The following is an 18186-nucleotide window of genomic DNA, read 5'->3' as shown; positions in this document are numbered from 1 at the left end:
AAACTCAATGGAAACTGGCGCGTTGAATATGATCGACAGCAGCCAACCCGGTTCTCGCGAACAAGGACCACAACATGAACGAACGTCTGCCCGCCTTCAGCGTCCCCAGTGACTGCTCGGGATGCCCTATCCGGCATCGCGCCGTATGCGCGCGTTGTGACGCCGATGAGCTCGTGCAATTGGACGCGGTGAAGTTCTACCGCACCTACGCGGCAGGCGATGTTATTGCGTGGTCCGGCGATGAAATGACCTTCGTCGCCTCGGTCGTCTCTGGGGTCGCGACATTGACCCAAACCATGGAAGATGGCCGCCGCCAAGTGGTGGGTCTGCTCCTGGCGTCTGATTTCATTGGCCGCCCGAACCGCGACCGGATCACCTATGACGTCACGGCCACCACGGATGTGACCCTGTGCTGTTTCCGCCGCAAGCCCTTCCAGGAGCTTATGGTGAAAACCCCCCATGTCAGCGAGCGTTTGCTGGAGATGACGCTGGATGAGTTGGACGCCGCGCGGGAGTGGATGTTGATCCTTGGCCGCAAGACCGCCCGTGAAAAAATTGCCAGCTTCCTCGCCATTCTGGCCCGTCGCGATGCCAGTGTTTCCGGGACGCGGGCGCAGGCGAACATGCGGTTCGAGCTGCCCCTGACCCGCGAAGCGATGTCCGAGTATCTGGGACTGACGCTGGAAACCGTGAGCCGTCAGATCTCGGGCCTGAAACGGGACGGTGTGATTCTGCTGGAAGGCAAGCGCCAGGTCATCGTGCCGAACTTTGATGCGCTGCTGGTTGAAACCGGCGACGATGCCGAGGGCGGAATTATCGCCTGACAGGCCCTGTGCGCCCGTCGGTGGTGGCTATTAACCCCTGATAAATTAAGGACTTACCCGCAAAGCGGTTGCTTCCGCACGTCTTTTGACTGGCTCGCGCAATCAAAAGGTATTCTCTGCGTTTCTTGATACAGATCAATGTGCTCCCCCACACAATCCGCGATCAAGCGGTCGATGGAACAGCTTTGGCGACAGGATGGGGCGTGCCTCCCTTTCGTGTGAAGCACAATGAAGGGGACGGTCCATGCTTGATTATGTGAAGCTTGCGATCTTGGGGCTGATTACAGTCCTTGCGGCGATTGCCGCGAACTACGGGTTGGATTTTGCCTACAAGGTCCATGCGATCCTGATCATGATGGTGTCTGGCGGGCTATTTCTATGGCAGTTGCGCCGCATTGATGAAGAGAAGGTGCCAGCGCCACAGAATGAGTACATGGACGGCCCGGTGAAAGCGGCGGCGATTGCCACTGTGTTCTGGGGCTGCACGGGTTTTCTGGTGGGCGTTTTCATCGCTTTCCAATTGGCGTTCCCGGTGCTCAACTTCGAATGGGCGCAACCCTATCTGAACTTCGGCAGACTTCGGCCCCTTCACACCTCTGCGGTGATTTTCGCGTTCGGCGGCAACGCTTTGATCGCGGCGACGTTCTACATTGGCCAGCGCACCTGTGCGGTGCGCATGTGGGGCGGCAATCTTAGCTGGTTCGTATTCTGGGGCTACCAGCTCTTCATTGTTCTTGCGGCAACCGGCTATCTGATGGGCACGACCCAAAGCTTGGAATACGCAGAGCCTGAGTGGTACGTGGACCTTTGGCTAACCGTGGTTTGGGTTGCCTTCCTCGTGGTCTACATGGGCACGATCCTGACAAGGAAAGAGCCGCACATCTACGTGGCCAACTGGTTCCTGCTGGCCTTCATCGTGACCGTGGCGATGCTGCACCTTGTGAACAACATGGCGGTGCCGGTGTCGATCTTCGGATCACGGTCGGTGCAAGTCATGTCGGGCGTGCAAAGTGCGATGACGCAATGGTGGTACGGCCACAACGCCGTGGGCTTCTTCCTGACCGCGGGTTTCCTGGGGATGATGTATTACTTCGTGCCGAAACAGGCTGAGCGTCCCGTCTATTCCTACAAACTGTCGATCATCCACTTCTGGGCGCTGATCTTCCTGTATATCTGGGCCGGCCCCCACCACTTGCACTACACCGCGCTGCCCGATTGGGCCGCGACCCTGGGCATGGTCTTCTCGATCGTGCTGTGGATGCCAAGCTGGGGCGGCATGATCAACGGCCTGATGACCTTGCAAGGGGCCTGGGACAAACTGCGCACCGATCCGATTTTGCGGATGATGGTCACCAGCCTTGCGTTTTACGGCATGTCCACCTTCGAGGGGCCGATGATGTCGATCCGCGCCGTGAACTCGCTGTCGCATTACACCGACTGGACCATTGGCCATGTGCATTCCGGCGCGCTTGGCTGGAACGGCATGATTACCTTCGGGATGCTCTACTATCTGTTCCCGAAGCTCTGGAACAAGGCGTCGCTTTACAGTGTGCGGGCCGTGTCCTGGCACTTCTGGCTCGCGACGGTGGGGATCGTTCTCTACGCCTCGTCGATGTGGGTGACCGGCATCATGGAAGGCCTGATGTGGCGTGAAGTGGATGCGCAGGGCTTCCTCGTGAACTCTTTTGCCGACACCGTTGAAGCGAAGTTGCCGATGTATGTGGTCCGGGGTTTGGGCGGGATCATGTTCCTGTCGGGCGCTCTGATCATGGCCTGGAACCTGTGGATGACAGTGCGAAGTGGTGAGGCCGTGGCCGATACCAACTCCGCTGTCCCAGCAGAATAAGGAGAGGGATCATGGGTTTCCTTGACCAACACAAGAAAGTCGAGTCCAACGCGACGCTCCTCCTGGCGCTGAGCTTCGTGGTCGTGACCATTGGCGGCGTGGTGGAGATTGCGCCGCTGTTCTACCTGGAAAACACCATTGAGGATGTGGAGGGCGTGCGCCCTTACTCTCCACTGGAGTTGGCGGGCCGAGAGATTTACATCCGCGAAGGCTGCACCGTCTGCCACAGTCAGATGATCCGCCCCATGCGCGATGAGGTGGAGCGTTACGGCCATTACTCGCTGGCCGCCGAAAGTCAGTATGACCATCCGTTCGTCTGGGGGTCAAAACGCACCGGGCCGGATTTGGCCCGGGTGGGCGGGCGCTATTCCGATGAATGGCACTACGATCACCTGGTTATGCCGCAGTCCGTTGTGCCTGAAAGCATCATGCCGTCTTACGCCTTTCTTGCCGATACGCGGATGGACGGCGAAGCCGTGGGCGACCTGATGGCCACCCACCGCTTTGTGGGCGTGCCCTACACGGACGAAATGCTGGAGAACGCGCGCTTCGATTTTGTCGAGCAGGCCACCGACTTTGGCGATACCGGGGTGCTGGATCGTTACCCCGGCGCGCAACAGCGCGACTTCGACGGCAACCCGGACGTGACCGAGATGGATGCGCTGATTGCCTACCTGCAAGTGCTCGGCACGATGGTCGATTTCTCGACCTTCACGCCGGAAGAAAGCCGATAGGAGAGGACGGAACATGCAAGATTATACGTTTCTAAGGGAACTCTCTGGCAGCATCGGCACCGTGTTTCTGGTGCTCAGCTTTCTGGGGTTCGTTCTTTACGCCTTCCGGCCCGGTTCGCGGGGGGTGCACAGCGATACCGCTGAGATCCCTTTCCGACACGATGATAAACCCGCCTCGGATCACGATATCTCTGCGGCCCACGCAAGGGAGCCCCGCCAATGACCGATCAAGAAAATTCCAACCTGCAACCCGATGATCCCGAAACCACGGGTCATAGCTGGGACGGCATTCAAGAGTTCAACAATCCGCTCCCGCGTTGGTGGCTCTGGTGCCTTTACGCGTCCATCGTATGGGCGGTGCTTTACACGGTGGCCTACCCCGCCTGGCCGATGATATCGGGCGCGACGCCGGGTCTTCTGGGCTATTCCACCCGCGCTGAGGTTGCCGAAGAGATTGACCGATATGACGCGCTTAACGCCGATTTGCGCACACAATTGACGGAAGTTAATCTGGCAGAGGTCACCCAGGAAGCCATGCCAGACCTCTATAACTTCTCTATCCAATCGGGCGGGGCGACCTTTGCGACCTGGTGTTCCCAATGCCACGGACGCGGCGCCAATGGGGTGCAGGCGTCGGGCTACCCCAGCTTGCTGGACGATGATTGGCTTTGGGGCGGCACGGTTGATGACATTCACCTGACCATCGCCCACGGCATCCGCAACGAGGAAGACCCAGACGCCCGCTGGTCCGAGATGACCGCATTCGAGGGGATCTTGTCGGACGAGGAAATCAGCCAGGTGGTGAACTACGTCCTGGCCGTATCGGATCAAGAGGCCGACACCTCGCTGGCCGCCGCCGGGGAAACCGTGTTCCTCGACAATTGCGCGGCCTGCCACGGCGATGACGCCATGGGCGATCGCTATCTGGGGGCACCCAACCTGACGGACCGCATCTGGCTATACGGCGGCTCGCCCGAGGCGATCGAGGAAACCGTGCGCCATTCCCGCTTTGGCGTCATGCCCCCCTGGTCGGGCCGGTTGAGCGAGGCGGAAGTCCGCGCCACCGCGATCTACGTCCACAGCCGGGGCGGTGGCGAGTAGCCCCTGCCCTGACAACCCGGTAACTCGCGGCCTCCATCGTCGCGGGTTCGGCACAGCCCCGCGTCCTGTTCGCACCATCGCGCGGGGCTGTCGCCACAACACGCCGCTGCCACTGCGTCCCTCCGGTTTCCCCGCCGGAGCGGCGTCTTGCTATTCTCGCGGCGACTTGATCCACGTCAAAGCGATACGCCCACAGCACCCCTATTGCTGAGGAGCGAACAGAAACCGATTCTCAGGAAATCCCATGTCTTCCAGTGATGCCCCGCCGAAGCTCTACGCTGCGCAGGAGCCTATCTTTCCCAAGAAGGTGAAAGGTACGTTTCGAAACCTGAAATGGGTCATCATGTTTGTGACCCTTGGGATCTACTACATCACCCCGTGGATCAGGTGGGACCGTGGCCCCAGCCTGCCGGACCAAGCCGTTCTTGTGGACTTGGCCGGACGCCGGTTCTTCTTTTTCTGGATCGAGATCTGGCCCCACGAATTCTATTTCGTCGCGGGCCTGTTGATTATGGCGGGCCTCGGCCTGTTTCTGTTCACCTCGGCCCTTGGCCGTGTGTGGTGCGGCTATACCTGCCCGCAAACGGTCTGGACCGATCTGTTCTACACGGTCGAGCGCTGGATCGAGGGGGATCGCAACGCCCGATTACGGTTGTGGAAAAGCAAATGGGACTTCCGCAAGTGGCGGCTACGGATCACCAAATGGATCGTCTGGCTGCTGATCGCGGTGGCCACGGGCGGTGCTTGGGTTTTCTATTTCGCCGACGCGCCCACGCTATTGTGGGATCTGCTGACCGGGCAGGCGGCTTTTGTGGCCTATGCCACCGTCGGCGTTCTGACCGCCACAACCTTCCTGTTTGGCGGCTTTGCACGGGAACAGATCTGCATCTACGCCTGCCCGTGGCCACGCATTCAGGCAGCCATGATGGACGAGCATTCCCTGACCGTGGCCTACCGCGACTGGCGCGGCGAAGATCGCGGCAAGGGCAAGGACCGCGAAGGGTTGGGCGACTGCATCGACTGTAACGCCTGCGTCAACGTTTGCCCCATGGGCATCGACATCCGCGACGGCCAGCAGATGGAGTGCATTACCTGCGCCCTATGTATCGACGCTTGCGACGAGATCATGGACAAAACCGGCCGCGAGCGGGGTCTGATTGACTACCTCGCCCTGACCGACGAGGCGAACGAGCGCGCGGGCAACCCAAAGGTCCCCGTGATGCGCCACATCCTGCGGCCCCGCACGTTGATCTACACGGCCCTTTGGTCGCTGATCGGAGTGGGCCTTGTGGTGGCGCTGTTTATCCGGTCCGAGATCGGCCTGACCGTTGCCCCGATCCGCAACCCGCAATACGTCATCCTGTCCGATGGCTCGATCCGCAACACCTATGATATCCGCATCCGCAACATGACCCAAGGCGACGCCGTATTCCGTATCGGCCTGACCTCGGACGAGATCCTTCGGGTGGACCTTGAAGGCGGCCAGGACTTGATGGTCGACGTGCCCGCCGACGAAACGCTGTTGCAACGGGTCTATGTCATCGCGCGGCCCGACGATCCGGCGGCCACCGCGGACCGAACCGAACTGCGCTTCTGGGTCGAGGAATTCGGCACCAATGAGCGTGCCTATCAATCGCAATCCTTCATTGGGCAGGGCACGCAATGACCACGCAATCGGATACTCAACGCAAACTCACCGGATTGCATGTTCTGGGCATCTTCGGCGGCTGCTTCGGGATCATCATCGGGGTGAACCTGTTCATGGCGTTCCAGGCGGTGTCGACCTTCCCGGGGCTAGAGGTCTCGTCCAGCTACGCTGATAGCCAGACCTTTGATGCCCGCCGTCACGCGCAAGAGGCGTTGGGGTGGCAAGCCTCGGTCGAAACCGGGCCGGGGCAGGTGATCCTGACCCTTGTGGATGACGCGGGCCGCCCGGTTTACCCCGCAGAGCTAGAGGCGCTTTTGACCCGCCCCACGACCCAGGCTGACGATCAGTTACTTACCCTGACGCGCGGGCCGAACGGCACGTTGATCGCGCCTGCCGATCTGGATGTCGGGCGCTGGCGTTTGCGGATGACCGGCCTGTCGCGCAGTGGCACGGAATATCGCCACAACATCACCTTCTCGGTCGCGCGTCCATGACAGCCCTTGCCGATCCCGCGCGGCCCTCGGCCTGTCCGGCGTGCGATGTGGGGCCCTTGGCCGAGCAGGTCGCCGGAGCCGCGCCAACGCAGGCGCGGCTGATGATCGCCCTGCCGGGCATCCATTGCGCCGGGTGTATTTCGGGAGTGGAGCGGGCTTTGCACGCGCTGCCCGGCGTGCGTGACGCGCGGGTCAACCTGACCCTGCGCCGTGTCGCGGTCGAGGCCGATCTGGACGTTGACACAAATACCCTTTGCCACGCGCTGTCCGATGCGGGATACGAGGCGCACGAGTTGGACCCCGGCGTCCTTGCCGCAACCGAGATTGATGCCACAGGCCGTGCCCTTCTGATGCGCCTTGCGGTGGCCGTTTTCGCGATGATGAACGTGATGCTCTTGTCGGTCGCCGTGTGGTCCGGGGCCGAAGGCGTGACCCGCGACATGATGCATTGGATCAGCGCCGCGATTGCCATTCCCGCCGTCATTTTCACGGGCCAGCCTTTCTATGTCTCGGCCTTCGCGGCGCTGAAGGCGCGGCGCTTGAACATGGATGTGCCGATCACGCTGGCGATTGCGCTGGCCGTTGGCACCTCGCTTTATGAGACGATGCTGTCAGGTGAGCACGCCTACTTCGACGCGGCAATTGCCCTGTGCACCTTCCTTCTGGCGGGCCGTTATCTGGATCACAGGACCCGTGCCAATGCCCGCTCTGCGGCGCAGGAATTGGCCGCGCTGGAAGTGCCTCGCGCGTTGCAGATCACGGGGCAGGGGACGCAATCCGTCAGCATCGCGGACTTGCGTCCCGGTGATCTGGTGCGCGTGCTTCCGGGGGGGCGCATTCCAGTGGACGGCGTGTTGCGCGACGGCTCGACCGAATTGGACCGGTCGATCATGACTGGCGAAACGCTGCCCGCAGCCGCCATGCCCGGCGATAGCGTCCATGCTGGGGAAGCGAACCTGACAGGCGCGATCACGGTCGAGGTTCAGGCGGCGGGGCGCGACACGGAACTGGCGCGGATTGCGGATCTGATCGCTGTCGCCGAGGCGGGGCGCAACAACTATACCTCTCTCGCGGATGCGGCGGCCAAGCTTTATGCGCCGGGGGTTCACATCATCGCGGCCCTTGCGGCGGTGGGGTGGTTTTTAGCGACGATGGACCTGCGCGTGGCCCTGAACATCGCGGCGGCGGTTTTGATTATCACCTGCCCCTGCGCCCTTGGGTTGGCGGTGCCGGCGGTAACCACAGCGGCCTCGGCCCGGTTGTTCCGCAAAGGCCTGCTGATCAAAAGCGGCACGGCGCTGGAGCGTTTGGCGCAGGTCGATACGGTGGTGTTCGACAAGACCGGAACGTTGACTGATGGCGCGCCCACGGCCTTGGGATTGCAGGAGCTGTCCGAGGCGGAACGGGGCGTTGCGCTGGCTTTGGCGCAAGGATCGGCGCATCCTCTGGCGCTCTCCATGGCGCGGGGCCTTGCCGAATTGGGCGTGCATCCGGTGGCCTTGGACGCCGTAAAAGAACACCCCGGCTTCGGGGTGGAGGGGCAATGGCGCGGGCAAACAGTCCGATTGGGCCGCGCGGGATGGGTTGGGGCAGAGGCCTTGGCCACCACGGCGACCTATCTGAAAATCGGGGACGGCGCGGTGCAAGCGATTGCCTTTGACGATGCGATCCGAACCGGAGCGGAAGCGCTGGTGGCGGGGCTGAAAGCGCAGGGCAAGCGTGTGATCCTGCTGTCGGGCGATGTGGAGGCGGCGGTAAGCGCCTTTGCGGCCCGTGTCGGGATCACGGAAGTGATGGCCGAGGCGCGACCCGAAGCCAAGGCCGAGGTAATCATGGCGCTCCGCGATAGCGGCGAGACGGTGTTGATGGTGGGCGATGGGATGAACGACACGGCGGCGCTGACGGCGGCGGATGTATCAATCTCTCCGGCTTCGGCCCTGGAGGCGGCACGGGCCGCGTCGGACATGGTGTTGACGGGCGGCAGCTTGGCCCCGATCCTTGACGCAATGGCCACGTCAGTCGCCGCGAGAAAACGGATCAAGGAGAACTTTACCATCGCCTCTGTCTATAACCTATTAGCGGTGCCTCTGGCGGTTGCGGGCCTGTGCTCGCCCCTGATCGCGGCGCTGGCGATGTCCAGTTCGTCCCTGACCGTATCGCTCAACGCATTGCGGTTGCGCTGATGGAGGTGCTTGGCCTGTTGATCCCGGTAAGCCTGGCCCTTGGGGCCCTGGGGCTTGTCGCGTTTTGGTGGCTTCTGAAGAAAGGCCAGTTTGACGATCCCGAAGGCGACGCGCACCGGATTTTGCGCGACGACTATGACGATAAGCCCAAATAGGGACGAGGAGACGCGGGTCCACAGTTTTGCGGGGCAAAACCGCGAGACCACGCCCCTCCCCCCGTCCCGTAGGGCGGCTGATACAAAAAACGTCCCGTAGGGCGGCTGATACAAAAAATGTCCCGAAGGGCGGCGGATACAAATAGTCCCTTGGGGCAGTGGATACAAAAACGGCGGCTCCGATGGGGCCGCCGTTTTGTCAGGTGTTATGATGCTTCGCTTCAGGGACCAAAGGTCTCGCAGCTAATATTCTGGGCCGACAGTCGGGCGCAGGCTTGGGAGGCCTGATCCTCGGTCATACCGGCGAACCGCGCGTCGTAGCCGCGGCTCACGTTGACGACGCGGCGCAGGGCGGTGTCGAAGGTGCCAAGCTCGGCCAGTGCGGTGCGCAGCAGCAATCGCTCGGCCGCGTGATGGGAGTTCTGCGGCCCCAATGATACGCCATATAGCCGTGAGCCTGTAGACGACGCCCGTGTCACCAGTTCCGGTTCCGGTGGGGGGATCGGCGTGGGTTCGGGCACTGTTGCGGCTTGCGGCTCGGGCCGGGGGGCGGGCCTGTCGGAAGGAATATCGGCGGCGCTCAGCGCGGCTTCCACAGCGGCGGCGACCTCGGCCCCGGGGTCCAACGCCTCGCCTACTGCGCTGTTGATAGCGGCCAGCATATCGGCGTTCACGCCGTTGGCAGGCCGTGTCATGGGCCGCATAGAGCGTTCGGGTGCCCGTTGTCCGCGTGGGGTGCTGCTTTGCCCGGAAGGGCCGCCATCGTCGGCATAGGTGGGCAGGGACGGGGTGCGTAGCGCGACGGAACTCGGCGCCCTCTCAAACCCCATATCAAGCAATTCCATCACCCGTTGGTTGCGCCAAGCCGAGCTTCGCCCGCCAAACACCGTCGCGATAATGCGTTCTTCGCCGCGTTGGGCCGAGGCCACCAAGTTGAAGCCCGCCGCCCGCGTGTAGCCGGTCTTGATACCGTCCGCGCCACGATAGGTGGTCAGCACGACCCGGTTGGTGTTGCGTACCGTAGCGATGCCCGCATCGGCGGTTACACGGGAGAACAGATTATAATATTGGGGATAATCGTAGACCAGCCGCCGCCCCAACATGGTCATGTCGCGGGCGGTGGACAGGTGGCCTTCTTCGGTCAGCCCATTGGCGTTACGGAAGGTTGTGCGGGTCATGCCCAAGGCGCGGGCGGTGCGTGTCATCCGGCGCGCGAAGGCCGCCTCAGAGCCGGAGATCGCTTCGCCAATCGCGGTCGCGGCATCGTTGCCAGAACGAATCGCAGCGGCCCGGATCAGGTAGCGCAGGCGGATCGTGGACCCCGCCCGAAGACCAAGGCGCGACGGCGGCTCATTCGCGGCATTGGCAGAGATCGTAACCTCGGTGTCGAGCGTGATCTCGCCAAGGCGAAGCGCCTCGAACGCGATGTAGAGGGTCATCATTTTGGTGAGGGAAGCCGGGTGCAATCGGGTATCGGCGTTGCGCGAATGCAAAACCTCGCCGTTGCGCGCATCCATCACCATCGCGGCGTAAGGCGCGGCTTGAACCTGACCGGGAAGCACGGTGAAAAACACCATGAGAGCCCCCAAAAGGGCTGCATAAAAATTCCGTACGAACATGAGTTGCTCTATCTGCCTCTGGTGCCGTCTATTGCGGCGATTACGTTCAGCGTACGATAGAATTTCTATAAAATCCATGCCGTAGCGTCGAAAATTCGAGCCTCTGCAAGGAATTGGCAAATGTGGGCGGTGGAGCGGGTCAAGGCTCCATATGTGGGCCATCGAAGCGGCCGCATCATGTGGCGAAGGGGTTTTCGCTCTGCTACAAGGCAGCGAAGTGTTGCAAAAAAGGAAGCCCCCAAGATGCTCGACCTGACCCTCGATCACAAAACGCGGGCGGCCAATTGGTTCCGCAGTTTGCGCAATGACATCGTCGCCGCGTTCGAGGACGTGGAGGAATCCCAGGGCGGTGAGGCCCCGGTGGGGACGTTCGAGGTCAGCGAAACCAAGCGCACGTCCGAGGACGGATCAGACGCGGGCGGCGGCTTGATGAGCGTCATGCGGGGCGGGCGCGTATTCGAGAAGGTCGGCGTGAATGTCTCCGAGGTCTACGGCGTCCTGGGAGAGCGGGCGCAGAAGGCGATGGCTGCGCGCGGCGTGCCGGGGATGGAGACGGACCCAAGGTTCTGGGCGTCGGGCATCAGCCTTGTGGCGCACATGCAGAACCCGCGCGTGCCTGCGGTTCACATGAACACCCGCATGTTCTGGACGCCCAACGCGTGGTGGTTTGGCGGCGGGTCCGACCTGAATCCGGCGATTGAGTATGATGAGGACACGGCCTTTTTTCACAAGACGTTGAAGGATCATTGCGACCCCCATGGCGGCGATCTGTATGATCGTTACAAGAAGTGGGCGGATGAGTATTTCTACGTTCCCCACCGCAAACGCGCCCGTGGCGTTGGCGGGATCTTCTATGACGATCACAACACCGGAGATTGGGAGGCGGATTTCGCCTTCACGCAGGACGTTGGCCGCGCCTTCCTGCCCGCCTTCCTTGGCTGCGTGGAGAAGCGCCGCCATGAGCCGTTCACCGAAGCCGACCGAGAAGCGCAACTGGTGCATCGGGGGCTCTATGCGGAATATAACCTTGTCTACGACCGGGGCACCAAGTTCGGGCTGGAAACAGGCCATGACGCCAATGCCGTGCTGATGTCTTTGCCACCGATCGCTAAATGGACCTGAGGCCCGATCCTCAAACGCTCGACGTGTTGGTGCCGAACTTCAAGAAACGGCTTTCCGGCGTGACGGCAACTATCGTACGGCTGGTGCCGTTGCAGGCCCGCGCCATGGCGTTGGCCGCCGTGTCACCGGATCTGCCTGCCCATGTGCCGCAGATCCGGTTGGGCCAACTGTTAACCATGTCGCGCAATGGGCCCCAAGGCGCCCGTATCTGGCACGCGCGGCGCAATACCGAGATGTTGGCGGGCCTCGCCCTGAAACATCTGCTGCGCAAACGGTTGAAGCTGGTGTTTACCTCGGCCTCTCAGCGTAGGCACACGGGATATACGAAATGGTTGATCGGGCAGATGGACCACATCATTGCCACGTCCCAAAAGACGGCCAGCTATCTGGAGCGCCCCGCCGACGTGATCCTTCACGGGATTGATGTGGCGGCCTTCACGCCCCCCACGGATAGGCCCGCCTTGCGGGCGCGTCTTGGGCTGCCTGACGCCAAGCTGATCGGCTGCTATGGGCGCATTCGGGCGCAGAAAGGCACCGGGGACTTCGTTGATGCGATGATCCCGGTGCTACAGGCCAATCCCGAAGCGTACGGTCTTATCATGGGCCGGGCGACCTCGGACCATGCCGCCTATGAGGCCGGGCTTCGCGCGCAAGTTGCCCAAGCGGGGCTGAGCGACCGATTGCTGTTCAAGCCGGAAGTGCCGGTGCACGAAATGGCCGATTGGTACCGCGTGCTTGATCTTTTCGTGGCTCCGCAACGGTGGGAAGGCTTCGGCCTGACCCCGCTGGAAGCCATGGCCTGCGGCGTTCCTTGTGTGGCCACGAAAGTCGGGGCGTTCCCGGAGCTTTTGACGCCGCACACGGGCACATTGATCGCGCCACAAGACACGCCAGCCATGACAAAGGCCATCACCCGTTACACAGATGATCCCGCCCTTTGCGTTGCCCAGGGCCAAGCCGCCCGCACCCATGTAGAAACGCACTTTCGCATCGAGAGTGAGGCCGAAGCGATCATGGCGATCTACCGGGGCCTTCTTGCAGAGGGCTAAGCCCTTCCACGGGGCGGGTATTGGGGTTAAACGGAATTGTCTCTTACGAAAGTGAACCATGGCTGACCCTTTTCGCAATATTCGCCGCAAATGGCACCTGATGAAGGGTACGTCTTCGTATACCCATAAGGGTGTTCGTTTGCGCACGGGGCCAAAGGACATTCCGTCGGCTGTTCGGGGCCATATCTTCAAGGGAACCTATGAGGCCGTTGAAGCGGAGCTGGTGAAGGAAGTGGTGGCGCCCGGAAATAAGGTTCTTGAAGTGGGCACGGGGATCGGATTCGTGTCGATCCTCTGTGCAAAGATCGCCGGAGAGGGGAACGTAACCTCTTACGAGGCGAACCCCGCAATGGGTGACGTGATCCGCAAGAACTATGCGGAAAACGGTCTCCAGTCGGATTTGCGGATGCACGCGGTCACCGTCAACGGAAGCCCGATCCAGTTCTTCGCAGACGCCAACGTTCTGTCGTCCTCGATGATTGACCGTAATTTGCCGACGACTGAAATCACAGTCGAAAGTGACGCGATGGCCGACGTCATGGAGCGAGTCGCGCCAGACGTGATCGTTATGGACGTAGAAGGAGCCGAGGTAGATTTGCTCTCATCCGCGGACCTTTCCGACGTGCATTCCATGATTGTCGAGGTCCACCCCCATATCGTCGGCGCAGAGAAAATCGCTGCAATGGAGACGGCCTTGGCCGAAAAGGGCCTGTTCCCGGTGAAAGTATTGCACAAGACGGTGTTGTACCAGCGCAGTGCGCCATGACGAATGATATCTGGCCGTCCTACGTAATCAATCTTGCCGACAACAAGGCGCGGATGGAAAACGCCCGTACGCAGTTGGAGGCGCAAGGCATTCATTTCACGCGTGTTGAGGCGGTTTGGGGCGCAGACCTGACGCCCGAGCAGGTCGCGGAAGTGTATGACGAGAAAGCGAATAGCCGCCGCGCAAAGCAAGATCTCGTGGCGGGTGAATTGGGATGCTATCTAAGCCACATCAAGGCTTGGCGGCAGATTGTTGCATCCAATGCGCCCGGCGGCTTCGTCCTTGAGGATGACTTCAAGGTAAAGAGTGATCTGGCCGATGTGCTGCGGGCTTTGAGTTCTACGGAGACACCCAAATGGGATGTTGCAAAGCTGTTTTGCCTGAATCCAGAGCCCAACCTGATTTCTCTGGATCCGTTGACGGGCGGCTATTCGATTGGAACGCCTTACCGTGTTCCTTCGACAACCCTGGGATACGGGATCACGCGCGCCAGCGCAGAAGCGCTGCTCGGCCAATCAATCCCGTTTTTTAGGCCCATTGATGAAGACCACAAATTTTTCTGGGAACACGGGCAGAAAATTGCCCTTGTTCAGCCCAACCCCTTGACCGTCGGAGAGCAAGAGACCGTCACAGGCACGATCGGCGACTCTCGTAGAAGCCGCAGTCGAGGGGGCGCATTGCGTAAAGCTCGTTATCAGTTGGCTTATCAAATCCAACTACGTTGGCACCGCATGAAAGCACGAGCATGACAGATTTGCGAATTCTCAATATCTGCTTCGGCAAAGAGGGGGGGGCAGAGCGCTTTTTTGTTAACCTCGCCCAGGCGTTTCACCGCAGAGGCGGCATCGAGCAGCGTTTTATCATCCGGCCCGACCGCACTTGGCGGAGACACATTGTCGAGATCGGCCCGACAATAGAAAACAATTACCGATACTTGTCGTTGTCTCGCTGGTGGCTTCGGGCTGAGTATCGTCGCATCATCAAGGATTGGAAGCCCGATGTCGTGTTTGCTTTTGCGCCTCGGGCCGGTCGTTTGCAGCAGAACGTTCCCGGTCCGCTGAAAGTTGTTCGGCTTGGTGATTTCCCCCCCCACCTCAAACACTTTCGAAACAACGACATGATTGTCTCCAACACGCCCGCGATCACGGACCACGTAAAGTCATTGGGATGGAAGAAACCGGCCGAGACCATCACGAACTTTGCCCGCCCGGTTAAGGCGCAGCCGATCAGCCGCGCAGAGACCGATACGCCCGAGGGCGCATTTGTTGTCGCCGCTGCGGGCCGCTTTGTGAACCGCAAGGGGCTCGATATGGCGATCCGAGCCGTGGCTCGTATGCCCGGCACGATCCTTTGGCTGATGGGGGATGGCGAGGAAAGGCAAGCGTTGGAAGCACTGGCGGTAAAGGAAGGCGTCGCAGATCGCGTGCGGATGCTGGGCTGGGTCGATGAGCCGGTCCATCATTTCGCGGCTGCCGATGCCGTTCTTTTCCCATCCCGCCATGAGCCGCTGGGAAACGTTGTCCTAGATGCATGGCAAGCGGGAATGCCCGTTGTCGCCGCCCGCTCAGAGGGACCGGGTTGGTTCATTCGAGACGGCATTGACGGGATACTGACTGAAATTGATGACCTTGATGCGATGGTTGCTGGGCTGCGCGCGTTGCAGGACGATGACAACCTGCGCCAGCGCTATGGTGCAGCAGGGCGAGAGCGTCTCGCCACCTTTTTCAGTGAAGACGCGATCGTGGACGCTTATCTGGCCGCCTTCCGGAGGGAGCTAGGCCAGTGAAGGTGCTCGTCATCAACCTCGGCCCTGAAAGCGCGCGAATGTCTTTCATGGCAGGGCAAATCACGCGTCTGGGGTTGGCGTTGTTCCGGCAGGAGGCGGTGACCCCGCAGACACTGACACCTATGAGCGATGATCCCTATTGGCAGCGATGGGAGCGCCCTCTGCGCACGACGGAGATGGCCGCACTGGCCAGCCACCGCGCCGCGTGGGAGCGCGTGGTGGCCGAAGGCGCGCCGATGCTGATCTGTGAAGACGATGCCGTTCTGCACGAAGATACGCCCGCTTTTCTGCACCAGGTCGAGGCGCTGCCGGAGGCCGAGTTGGTGACGCTGGAAACACGGGGGCGGCGCAAGCTGATCGCCCGCACCCCGCATCAGCAGGCCCCCATGCACCGCTTGTGGCAGGATCGCACCGGGGCGGCGGCTTACGTTTTGCGGCCTTCTGGCGCGCGCAAGTTGCTGGAGCGGGTGGCGCAGGCGCCCGGGCTGGCCGATGGTATGATCTGCGCCGCCTATGATGTGACGGCGTGGCAGGCGGTTCCGGCCCTTGCCGTGCAGCTTGATCAATGTGCGGCGCAGGGCCTGACCCCGCCCATTCAAACCGAAAGCGCCATTGATCGAGAGGCGCGGCCGAAAGCTGCTAAGTCCCTTGGGCAAAAGTGGCGTCGTCTATGGGGACAAGTGCGCATGGGGGTTCGGCAAATTCGGCGTTTGCCCGGCGCTCAGAGGGTTATCGTGCCCCTCGCCAAGTCAACCCCCGCGCCCCGTTAGCTACGGATCGCATCCAAGAGGATGTGAACGTTTTCCGGGTCCGCATCGGGGGTGATCCCGTGGCCAAGGTTGAACACATGCGGCCCGCCCTTCAGCGCATCGCGGATACGCCGCGCCTCGGATGCCAAAGCCTCTCCACCGGTGACCATGAGCTTGGGGTCTAGGTTGCCCTGCACACAGCCCGCAACCTGCAAGTTCTGCGCCGCCCATGTGACATCGACCGACGTATCAATCGCCAGGCAGTCGGCCCCCACGGCGTCGGCAAAGCCGATGTATTTCTCGCCGGCTTCGCGCGGGAAGGCGATGACGGGTAGATCAGGGTGGCGCGATTTCAGTTCAGTGATGATTTTCTTGGTCGGGGCGAGGGCGTACTTATCGAACGCTTCACCCTTCAAGGAGCCGGCCCAACTGTCGAACAGTTTCACCACCTCGGCGCCTGCTTGCACCTGCATGTCGAGGTATTCGATCGTCGCATCAGTGATCAAGTCGATCAGCGCCTCAAACGTTGCCGGGTCGCCTTCACGCAGGGCATGGGCGGGGGCCTGATCCGGGGTGCCACGGCCTGCGATCATATAGGTCGCGACGGTCCAGGGGGCACCGGCAAAACCGATCAACGTGGTTTCCTTGGGCAGCTCCTCGGCCAGGATTTTGACTGTCTCGTAGATCGGGTTCAGGGTCTCGTGGATGTCGTCCTTGGTCTTCATCCCCGCCATGCCCGAGGCATCGGTGATCGTGGAAAGTCGGGGGCCTTCGCCGGTCACAAACCAAAGGTCTGCGCCCAGGGCCTGAGGGATCAGCAAGATGTCCGCAAACAGGATTGATGCGTCAAAGCCGAAACGACGAATCGGCTGCAAGGTGACCTCTGCCGCCAGTTCTGGATTGTAGCACAGTGACAGGAAGTCGCCCGCCTGCGCGCGCGTCGCACGATACTCGGGCAGGTAGCGCCCTGCCTGGCGCATCAGCCATACCGGCGGCACGTCCATAGCCTCACCTGCGAGGGACCGGAGGAGCTTTTTCTTATCGGTCATGGCGGTTATCCTCTGGGTGAACTGGTGGGTGCGTGAATTTTCGTTATGAGTGTCACAGACCACCGCCTTGTCAACCCGAGTGTCCCACCGCCAGAGGTCCCATGACGATCAATTTACCAACCCCCGCCGCCCCCCTGCGTATCGGCACCCGAGGCTCGCTCCTTGCGCTGGCCCAAGCCCATGAAGCGCGCGCGCGGCTCATGGCTGCGTGGGACTTGCCGGAAGACACGTTCGAGATCGTGGTGATCAAGACAACCGGAGACGACCGGTCCCTGATTGAAGCGGACGTGGCCCTGAAAACGATTGGCGGTAAGGGCCTGTTCACCAAGGAAATCGAAGAGGCCATGATGAGCGCGTCGATTGATATCGCCGTGCACTCCATGAAAGACATGCCGACCGACCAGCCCGACGGATTGGTGCTGGATTGCAATTTGCCCCGTGAGGACGTGCGCGATGCCTTTGTATCGCTGAATCACGAAGGGCTGGATGCATTGCCCGAGGGGTCCATCGTCGGCTCGTCCTCACTGCGGCGCAGAGCGCAATTGTTCGCCCGACGGCCCGACCTGAACGTGGTGGAATTCCGCGGCAACGTGCAGACGCGGATGAAGAAGTTGGAGAATGGGGTGGCCGATGCGACGTTCCTTGCCATGGCGGGCCTGCGAAGACTGGGCATGGAGAGGGTGGTGAAATCCGCGATTGAGGTGGAAGATATGTTGCCCGCTGTGGCGCAAGGGGCCATCGGGATTGAGCGCCGCGCAGATGATAGCCGTGCCGCCGAAATGTTGGCGGCGATCCACGATGTGGAGACAGGCCAACGGCTGGCGGCGGAACGGGCCTTTCTGAAGGGACTCGACGGGTCTTGCCAGACGCCGATTGCGGCGCTGGCCGAGCTGGACGGCACAACCCTGCGCCTGCGCGGCGAAGTCCTTCGCCCCGATGGCTCGGAAGTCCTGACCGATGACCGCACCGCCCCCATAGAGGACGGCGCGAAACTTGGCGCTGACATGGCCCGTGCCCTGCGCACCCGCGCCGGAGAGGGCTTCTTCGACTGGCACTAGACG

General features: G+C 61.5%; 18 protein-coding genes. 16 read left to right on the top strand and 2 right to left on the bottom strand.

The features are described 5' to 3' along the window. The first annotated feature begins 74 nt into the window (after window positions 1-74). From fnrL to ccoS, 9 genes are all read left to right on the top strand, one after another. Window positions 75-824: a transcriptional regulator FnrL gene (fnrL, locus tag AADW23_RS01730; protein ID WP_341862808.1), complete on the top strand. Its 750-nt coding sequence runs from the start codon at window positions 75-77 to the stop codon at window positions 822-824. Between the two features lie 244 nt (window positions 825-1068). After that, a complete protein-coding gene (gene ccoN / locus AADW23_RS01725) occupies window positions 1069-2670 on the top strand; it encodes a cytochrome-c oxidase, cbb3-type subunit I (protein WP_341862807.1) in 1602 nt (533 codons plus the stop codon). A gap of 11 nt (window positions 2671-2681) precedes the next feature. Next, window positions 2682-3404: a cytochrome-c oxidase, cbb3-type subunit II gene (gene ccoO, locus AADW23_RS01720; protein ID WP_341862806.1), complete on the top strand. Its 723-nt coding sequence runs from the start codon at window positions 2682-2684 to the stop codon at window positions 3402-3404. Window positions 3405-3417: 13 nt separating this feature from the next. Further along, window positions 3418-3627 (top strand): cbb3-type cytochrome c oxidase subunit 3, encoded by a 210-nt coding sequence (locus AADW23_RS01715; RefSeq protein ID WP_341862805.1) that lies wholly within the window; start codon window positions 3418-3420, stop codon window positions 3625-3627. Further along, window positions 3624-4505: a cytochrome-c oxidase, cbb3-type subunit III gene (ccoP, locus tag AADW23_RS01710; RefSeq protein WP_341862804.1), complete on the top strand. Its 882-nt coding sequence runs from the start codon at window positions 3624-3626 to the stop codon at window positions 4503-4505. Before AADW23_RS01715 ends, ccoP begins: the two co-directional genes overlap by 4 nt. A gap of 244 nt (window positions 4506-4749) precedes the next feature. After that, complete coding sequence (gene ccoG, locus AADW23_RS01705) at window positions 4750-6171, top strand: cytochrome c oxidase accessory protein CcoG (RefSeq protein WP_341862803.1); 1422 nt, start codon at window positions 4750-4752, stop codon at window positions 6169-6171. Continuing rightward, window positions 6168-6647, top strand: a complete 480-nt coding sequence (locus AADW23_RS01700; RefSeq protein WP_341862802.1) for a FixH family protein — start codon at window positions 6168-6170, stop codon at window positions 6645-6647. Before ccoG ends, AADW23_RS01700 begins: the two co-directional genes overlap by 4 nt. Continuing rightward, on the top strand, window positions 6644-8830 hold the full coding sequence (locus AADW23_RS01695) for a heavy metal translocating P-type ATPase (RefSeq protein ID WP_341862801.1): 2187 nt from the start codon (window positions 6644-6646) through the stop codon (window positions 8828-8830). Before AADW23_RS01700 ends, AADW23_RS01695 begins: the two co-directional genes overlap by 4 nt. Next, window positions 8830-8985, top strand: a complete 156-nt coding sequence (gene ccoS / locus AADW23_RS01690; protein ID WP_341862800.1) for a cbb3-type cytochrome oxidase assembly protein CcoS — start codon at window positions 8830-8832, stop codon at window positions 8983-8985. The genes AADW23_RS01695 and ccoS overlap by 1 nt, the downstream gene beginning before the upstream one ends. A 221-nt stretch (window positions 8986-9206) precedes the next feature. Here the strand turns inward: ccoS and AADW23_RS01685 are convergent, their stop codons facing one another. Next, the gene (locus AADW23_RS01685) at window positions 9207-10604 is read right to left on the bottom strand and encodes a D-alanyl-D-alanine carboxypeptidase family protein (protein ID WP_341862799.1); all 1398 of its coding nucleotides are present in this window, start codon (window positions 10602-10604) and stop codon (window positions 9207-9209) included. A 243-nt stretch (window positions 10605-10847) separates the two neighbouring features. Here AADW23_RS01685 and hemF point away from each other — a divergent pair, with 243 nt between their 5' ends. The 6 genes from hemF to AADW23_RS01655 are packed head-to-tail and all read left to right on the top strand — an operon-like array spanning window position 10848 to window position 16097. Further along, a complete protein-coding gene (gene hemF, locus AADW23_RS01680) occupies window positions 10848-11726 on the top strand; it encodes an oxygen-dependent coproporphyrinogen oxidase (protein ID WP_341862798.1) in 879 nt (292 codons plus the stop codon). Next, window positions 11717-12775, top strand: coding sequence for a glycosyltransferase family 4 protein (locus AADW23_RS01675; protein WP_341862797.1), 1059 nt, complete (start codon window positions 11717-11719; stop codon window positions 12773-12775). The genes hemF and AADW23_RS01675 overlap by 10 nt, the downstream gene beginning before the upstream one ends. Window positions 12776-12833: 58 nt before the next feature. After that, on the top strand, window positions 12834-13541 hold the full coding sequence (locus tag AADW23_RS01670; RefSeq protein WP_341862796.1) for an FkbM family methyltransferase: 708 nt from the start codon (window positions 12834-12836) through the stop codon (window positions 13539-13541). Beyond that, window positions 13538-14290 carry a glycosyltransferase family 25 protein gene (locus AADW23_RS01665; RefSeq protein WP_341862795.1) on the top strand — a complete coding sequence of 251 codons (753 nt, stop codon included), beginning with the start codon at window positions 13538-13540 and terminating at the stop codon, window positions 14288-14290. The genes AADW23_RS01670 and AADW23_RS01665 overlap by 4 nt, the downstream gene beginning before the upstream one ends. After that, window positions 14287-15327 carry a glycosyltransferase gene (locus AADW23_RS01660; protein ID WP_341862794.1) on the top strand — a complete coding sequence of 347 codons (1041 nt, stop codon included), beginning with the start codon at window positions 14287-14289 and terminating at the stop codon, window positions 15325-15327. The genes AADW23_RS01665 and AADW23_RS01660 overlap by 4 nt, the downstream gene beginning before the upstream one ends. Further along, window positions 15324-16097, top strand: a complete 774-nt coding sequence (locus AADW23_RS01655; RefSeq protein ID WP_341862793.1) for a glycosyltransferase family 25 protein — start codon at window positions 15324-15326, stop codon at window positions 16095-16097. The genes AADW23_RS01660 and AADW23_RS01655 overlap by 4 nt, the downstream gene beginning before the upstream one ends. On the opposite strand, the gene hemE is transcribed toward AADW23_RS01655, so the two are convergent. After that, window positions 16094-17125 carry a uroporphyrinogen decarboxylase gene (hemE, locus tag AADW23_RS01650; protein WP_341862792.1) on the bottom strand — a complete coding sequence of 344 codons (1032 nt, stop codon included), beginning with the start codon at window positions 17123-17125 and terminating at the stop codon, window positions 16094-16096. The two genes, AADW23_RS01655 and hemE, sit on opposite strands and share 4 nt — an antisense overlap. A gap of 101 nt (window positions 17126-17226) precedes the next feature. Here hemE and hemC point away from each other — a divergent pair, with 101 nt between their 5' ends. Then, entirely contained in the window at window positions 17227-18183 is a 957-nt protein-coding gene (gene hemC, locus AADW23_RS01645; protein WP_341862791.1) for a hydroxymethylbilane synthase, read from the top strand. Window positions 18184-18186: the final 3 nt, after the last annotated feature.

Source organism: Gymnodinialimonas sp. 57CJ19, assembly GCF_038396845.1.
Classification (GTDB): Bacteria; Pseudomonadota; Alphaproteobacteria; order Rhodobacterales; family Rhodobacteraceae; genus Gymnodinialimonas.
Note: the sequence above shows the minus strand (reverse complement) of the source record. Positions and strands in the feature narration are given on the sequence as shown.

Bases quoted from the DNA above. Each gene is read 5' to 3' on its own strand.
- fnrL (WP_341862808.1), top strand. From the start codon at position 75: ATGAACGAACGTCTGCCCGCCTTCAGCGTCCCCAGTGACTGCTCGGGA.
- ccoN (WP_341862807.1), top strand. From the start codon at position 1,069: ATGCTTGATTATGTGAAGCTTGCGATCTTGGGGCTGATTACAGTCCTT.
- ccoO (WP_341862806.1), top strand. From the start codon at position 2,682: ATGGGTTTCCTTGACCAACACAAGAAAGTCGAGTCCAACGCGACGCTC.
- AADW23_RS01715 (WP_341862805.1), top strand. From the start codon at position 3,418: ATGCAAGATTATACGTTTCTAAGGGAACTCTCTGGCAGCATCGGCACC.
- ccoP (WP_341862804.1), top strand. From the start codon at position 3,624: ATGACCGATCAAGAAAATTCCAACCTGCAACCCGATGATCCCGAAACC.
- ccoG (WP_341862803.1), top strand. From the start codon at position 4,750: ATGTCTTCCAGTGATGCCCCGCCGAAGCTCTACGCTGCGCAGGAGCCT.
- AADW23_RS01700 (WP_341862802.1), top strand. From the start codon at position 6,168: ATGACCACGCAATCGGATACTCAACGCAAACTCACCGGATTGCATGTT.
- AADW23_RS01695 (WP_341862801.1), top strand. From the start codon at position 6,644: ATGACAGCCCTTGCCGATCCCGCGCGGCCCTCGGCCTGTCCGGCGTGC.
- ccoS (WP_341862800.1), top strand. From the start codon at position 8,830: ATGGAGGTGCTTGGCCTGTTGATCCCGGTAAGCCTGGCCCTTGGGGCC.
- AADW23_RS01685 (WP_341862799.1), bottom strand. From the start codon at position 10,604: ATGTTCGTACGGAATTTTTATGCAGCCCTTTTGGGGGCTCTCATGGTG.
- hemF (WP_341862798.1), top strand. From the start codon at position 10,848: ATGCTCGACCTGACCCTCGATCACAAAACGCGGGCGGCCAATTGGTTC.
- AADW23_RS01675 (WP_341862797.1), top strand. From the start codon at position 11,717: ATGGACCTGAGGCCCGATCCTCAAACGCTCGACGTGTTGGTGCCGAAC.
- AADW23_RS01670 (WP_341862796.1), top strand. From the start codon at position 12,834: ATGGCTGACCCTTTTCGCAATATTCGCCGCAAATGGCACCTGATGAAG.
- AADW23_RS01665 (WP_341862795.1), top strand. From the start codon at position 13,538: ATGACGAATGATATCTGGCCGTCCTACGTAATCAATCTTGCCGACAAC.
- AADW23_RS01660 (WP_341862794.1), top strand. From the start codon at position 14,287: ATGACAGATTTGCGAATTCTCAATATCTGCTTCGGCAAAGAGGGGGGG.
- hemE (WP_341862792.1), bottom strand. From the start codon at position 17,125: ATGACCGATAAGAAAAAGCTCCTCCGGTCCCTCGCAGGTGAGGCTATG.
- hemC (WP_341862791.1), top strand. From the start codon at position 17,227: ATGACGATCAATTTACCAACCCCCGCCGCCCCCCTGCGTATCGGCACC.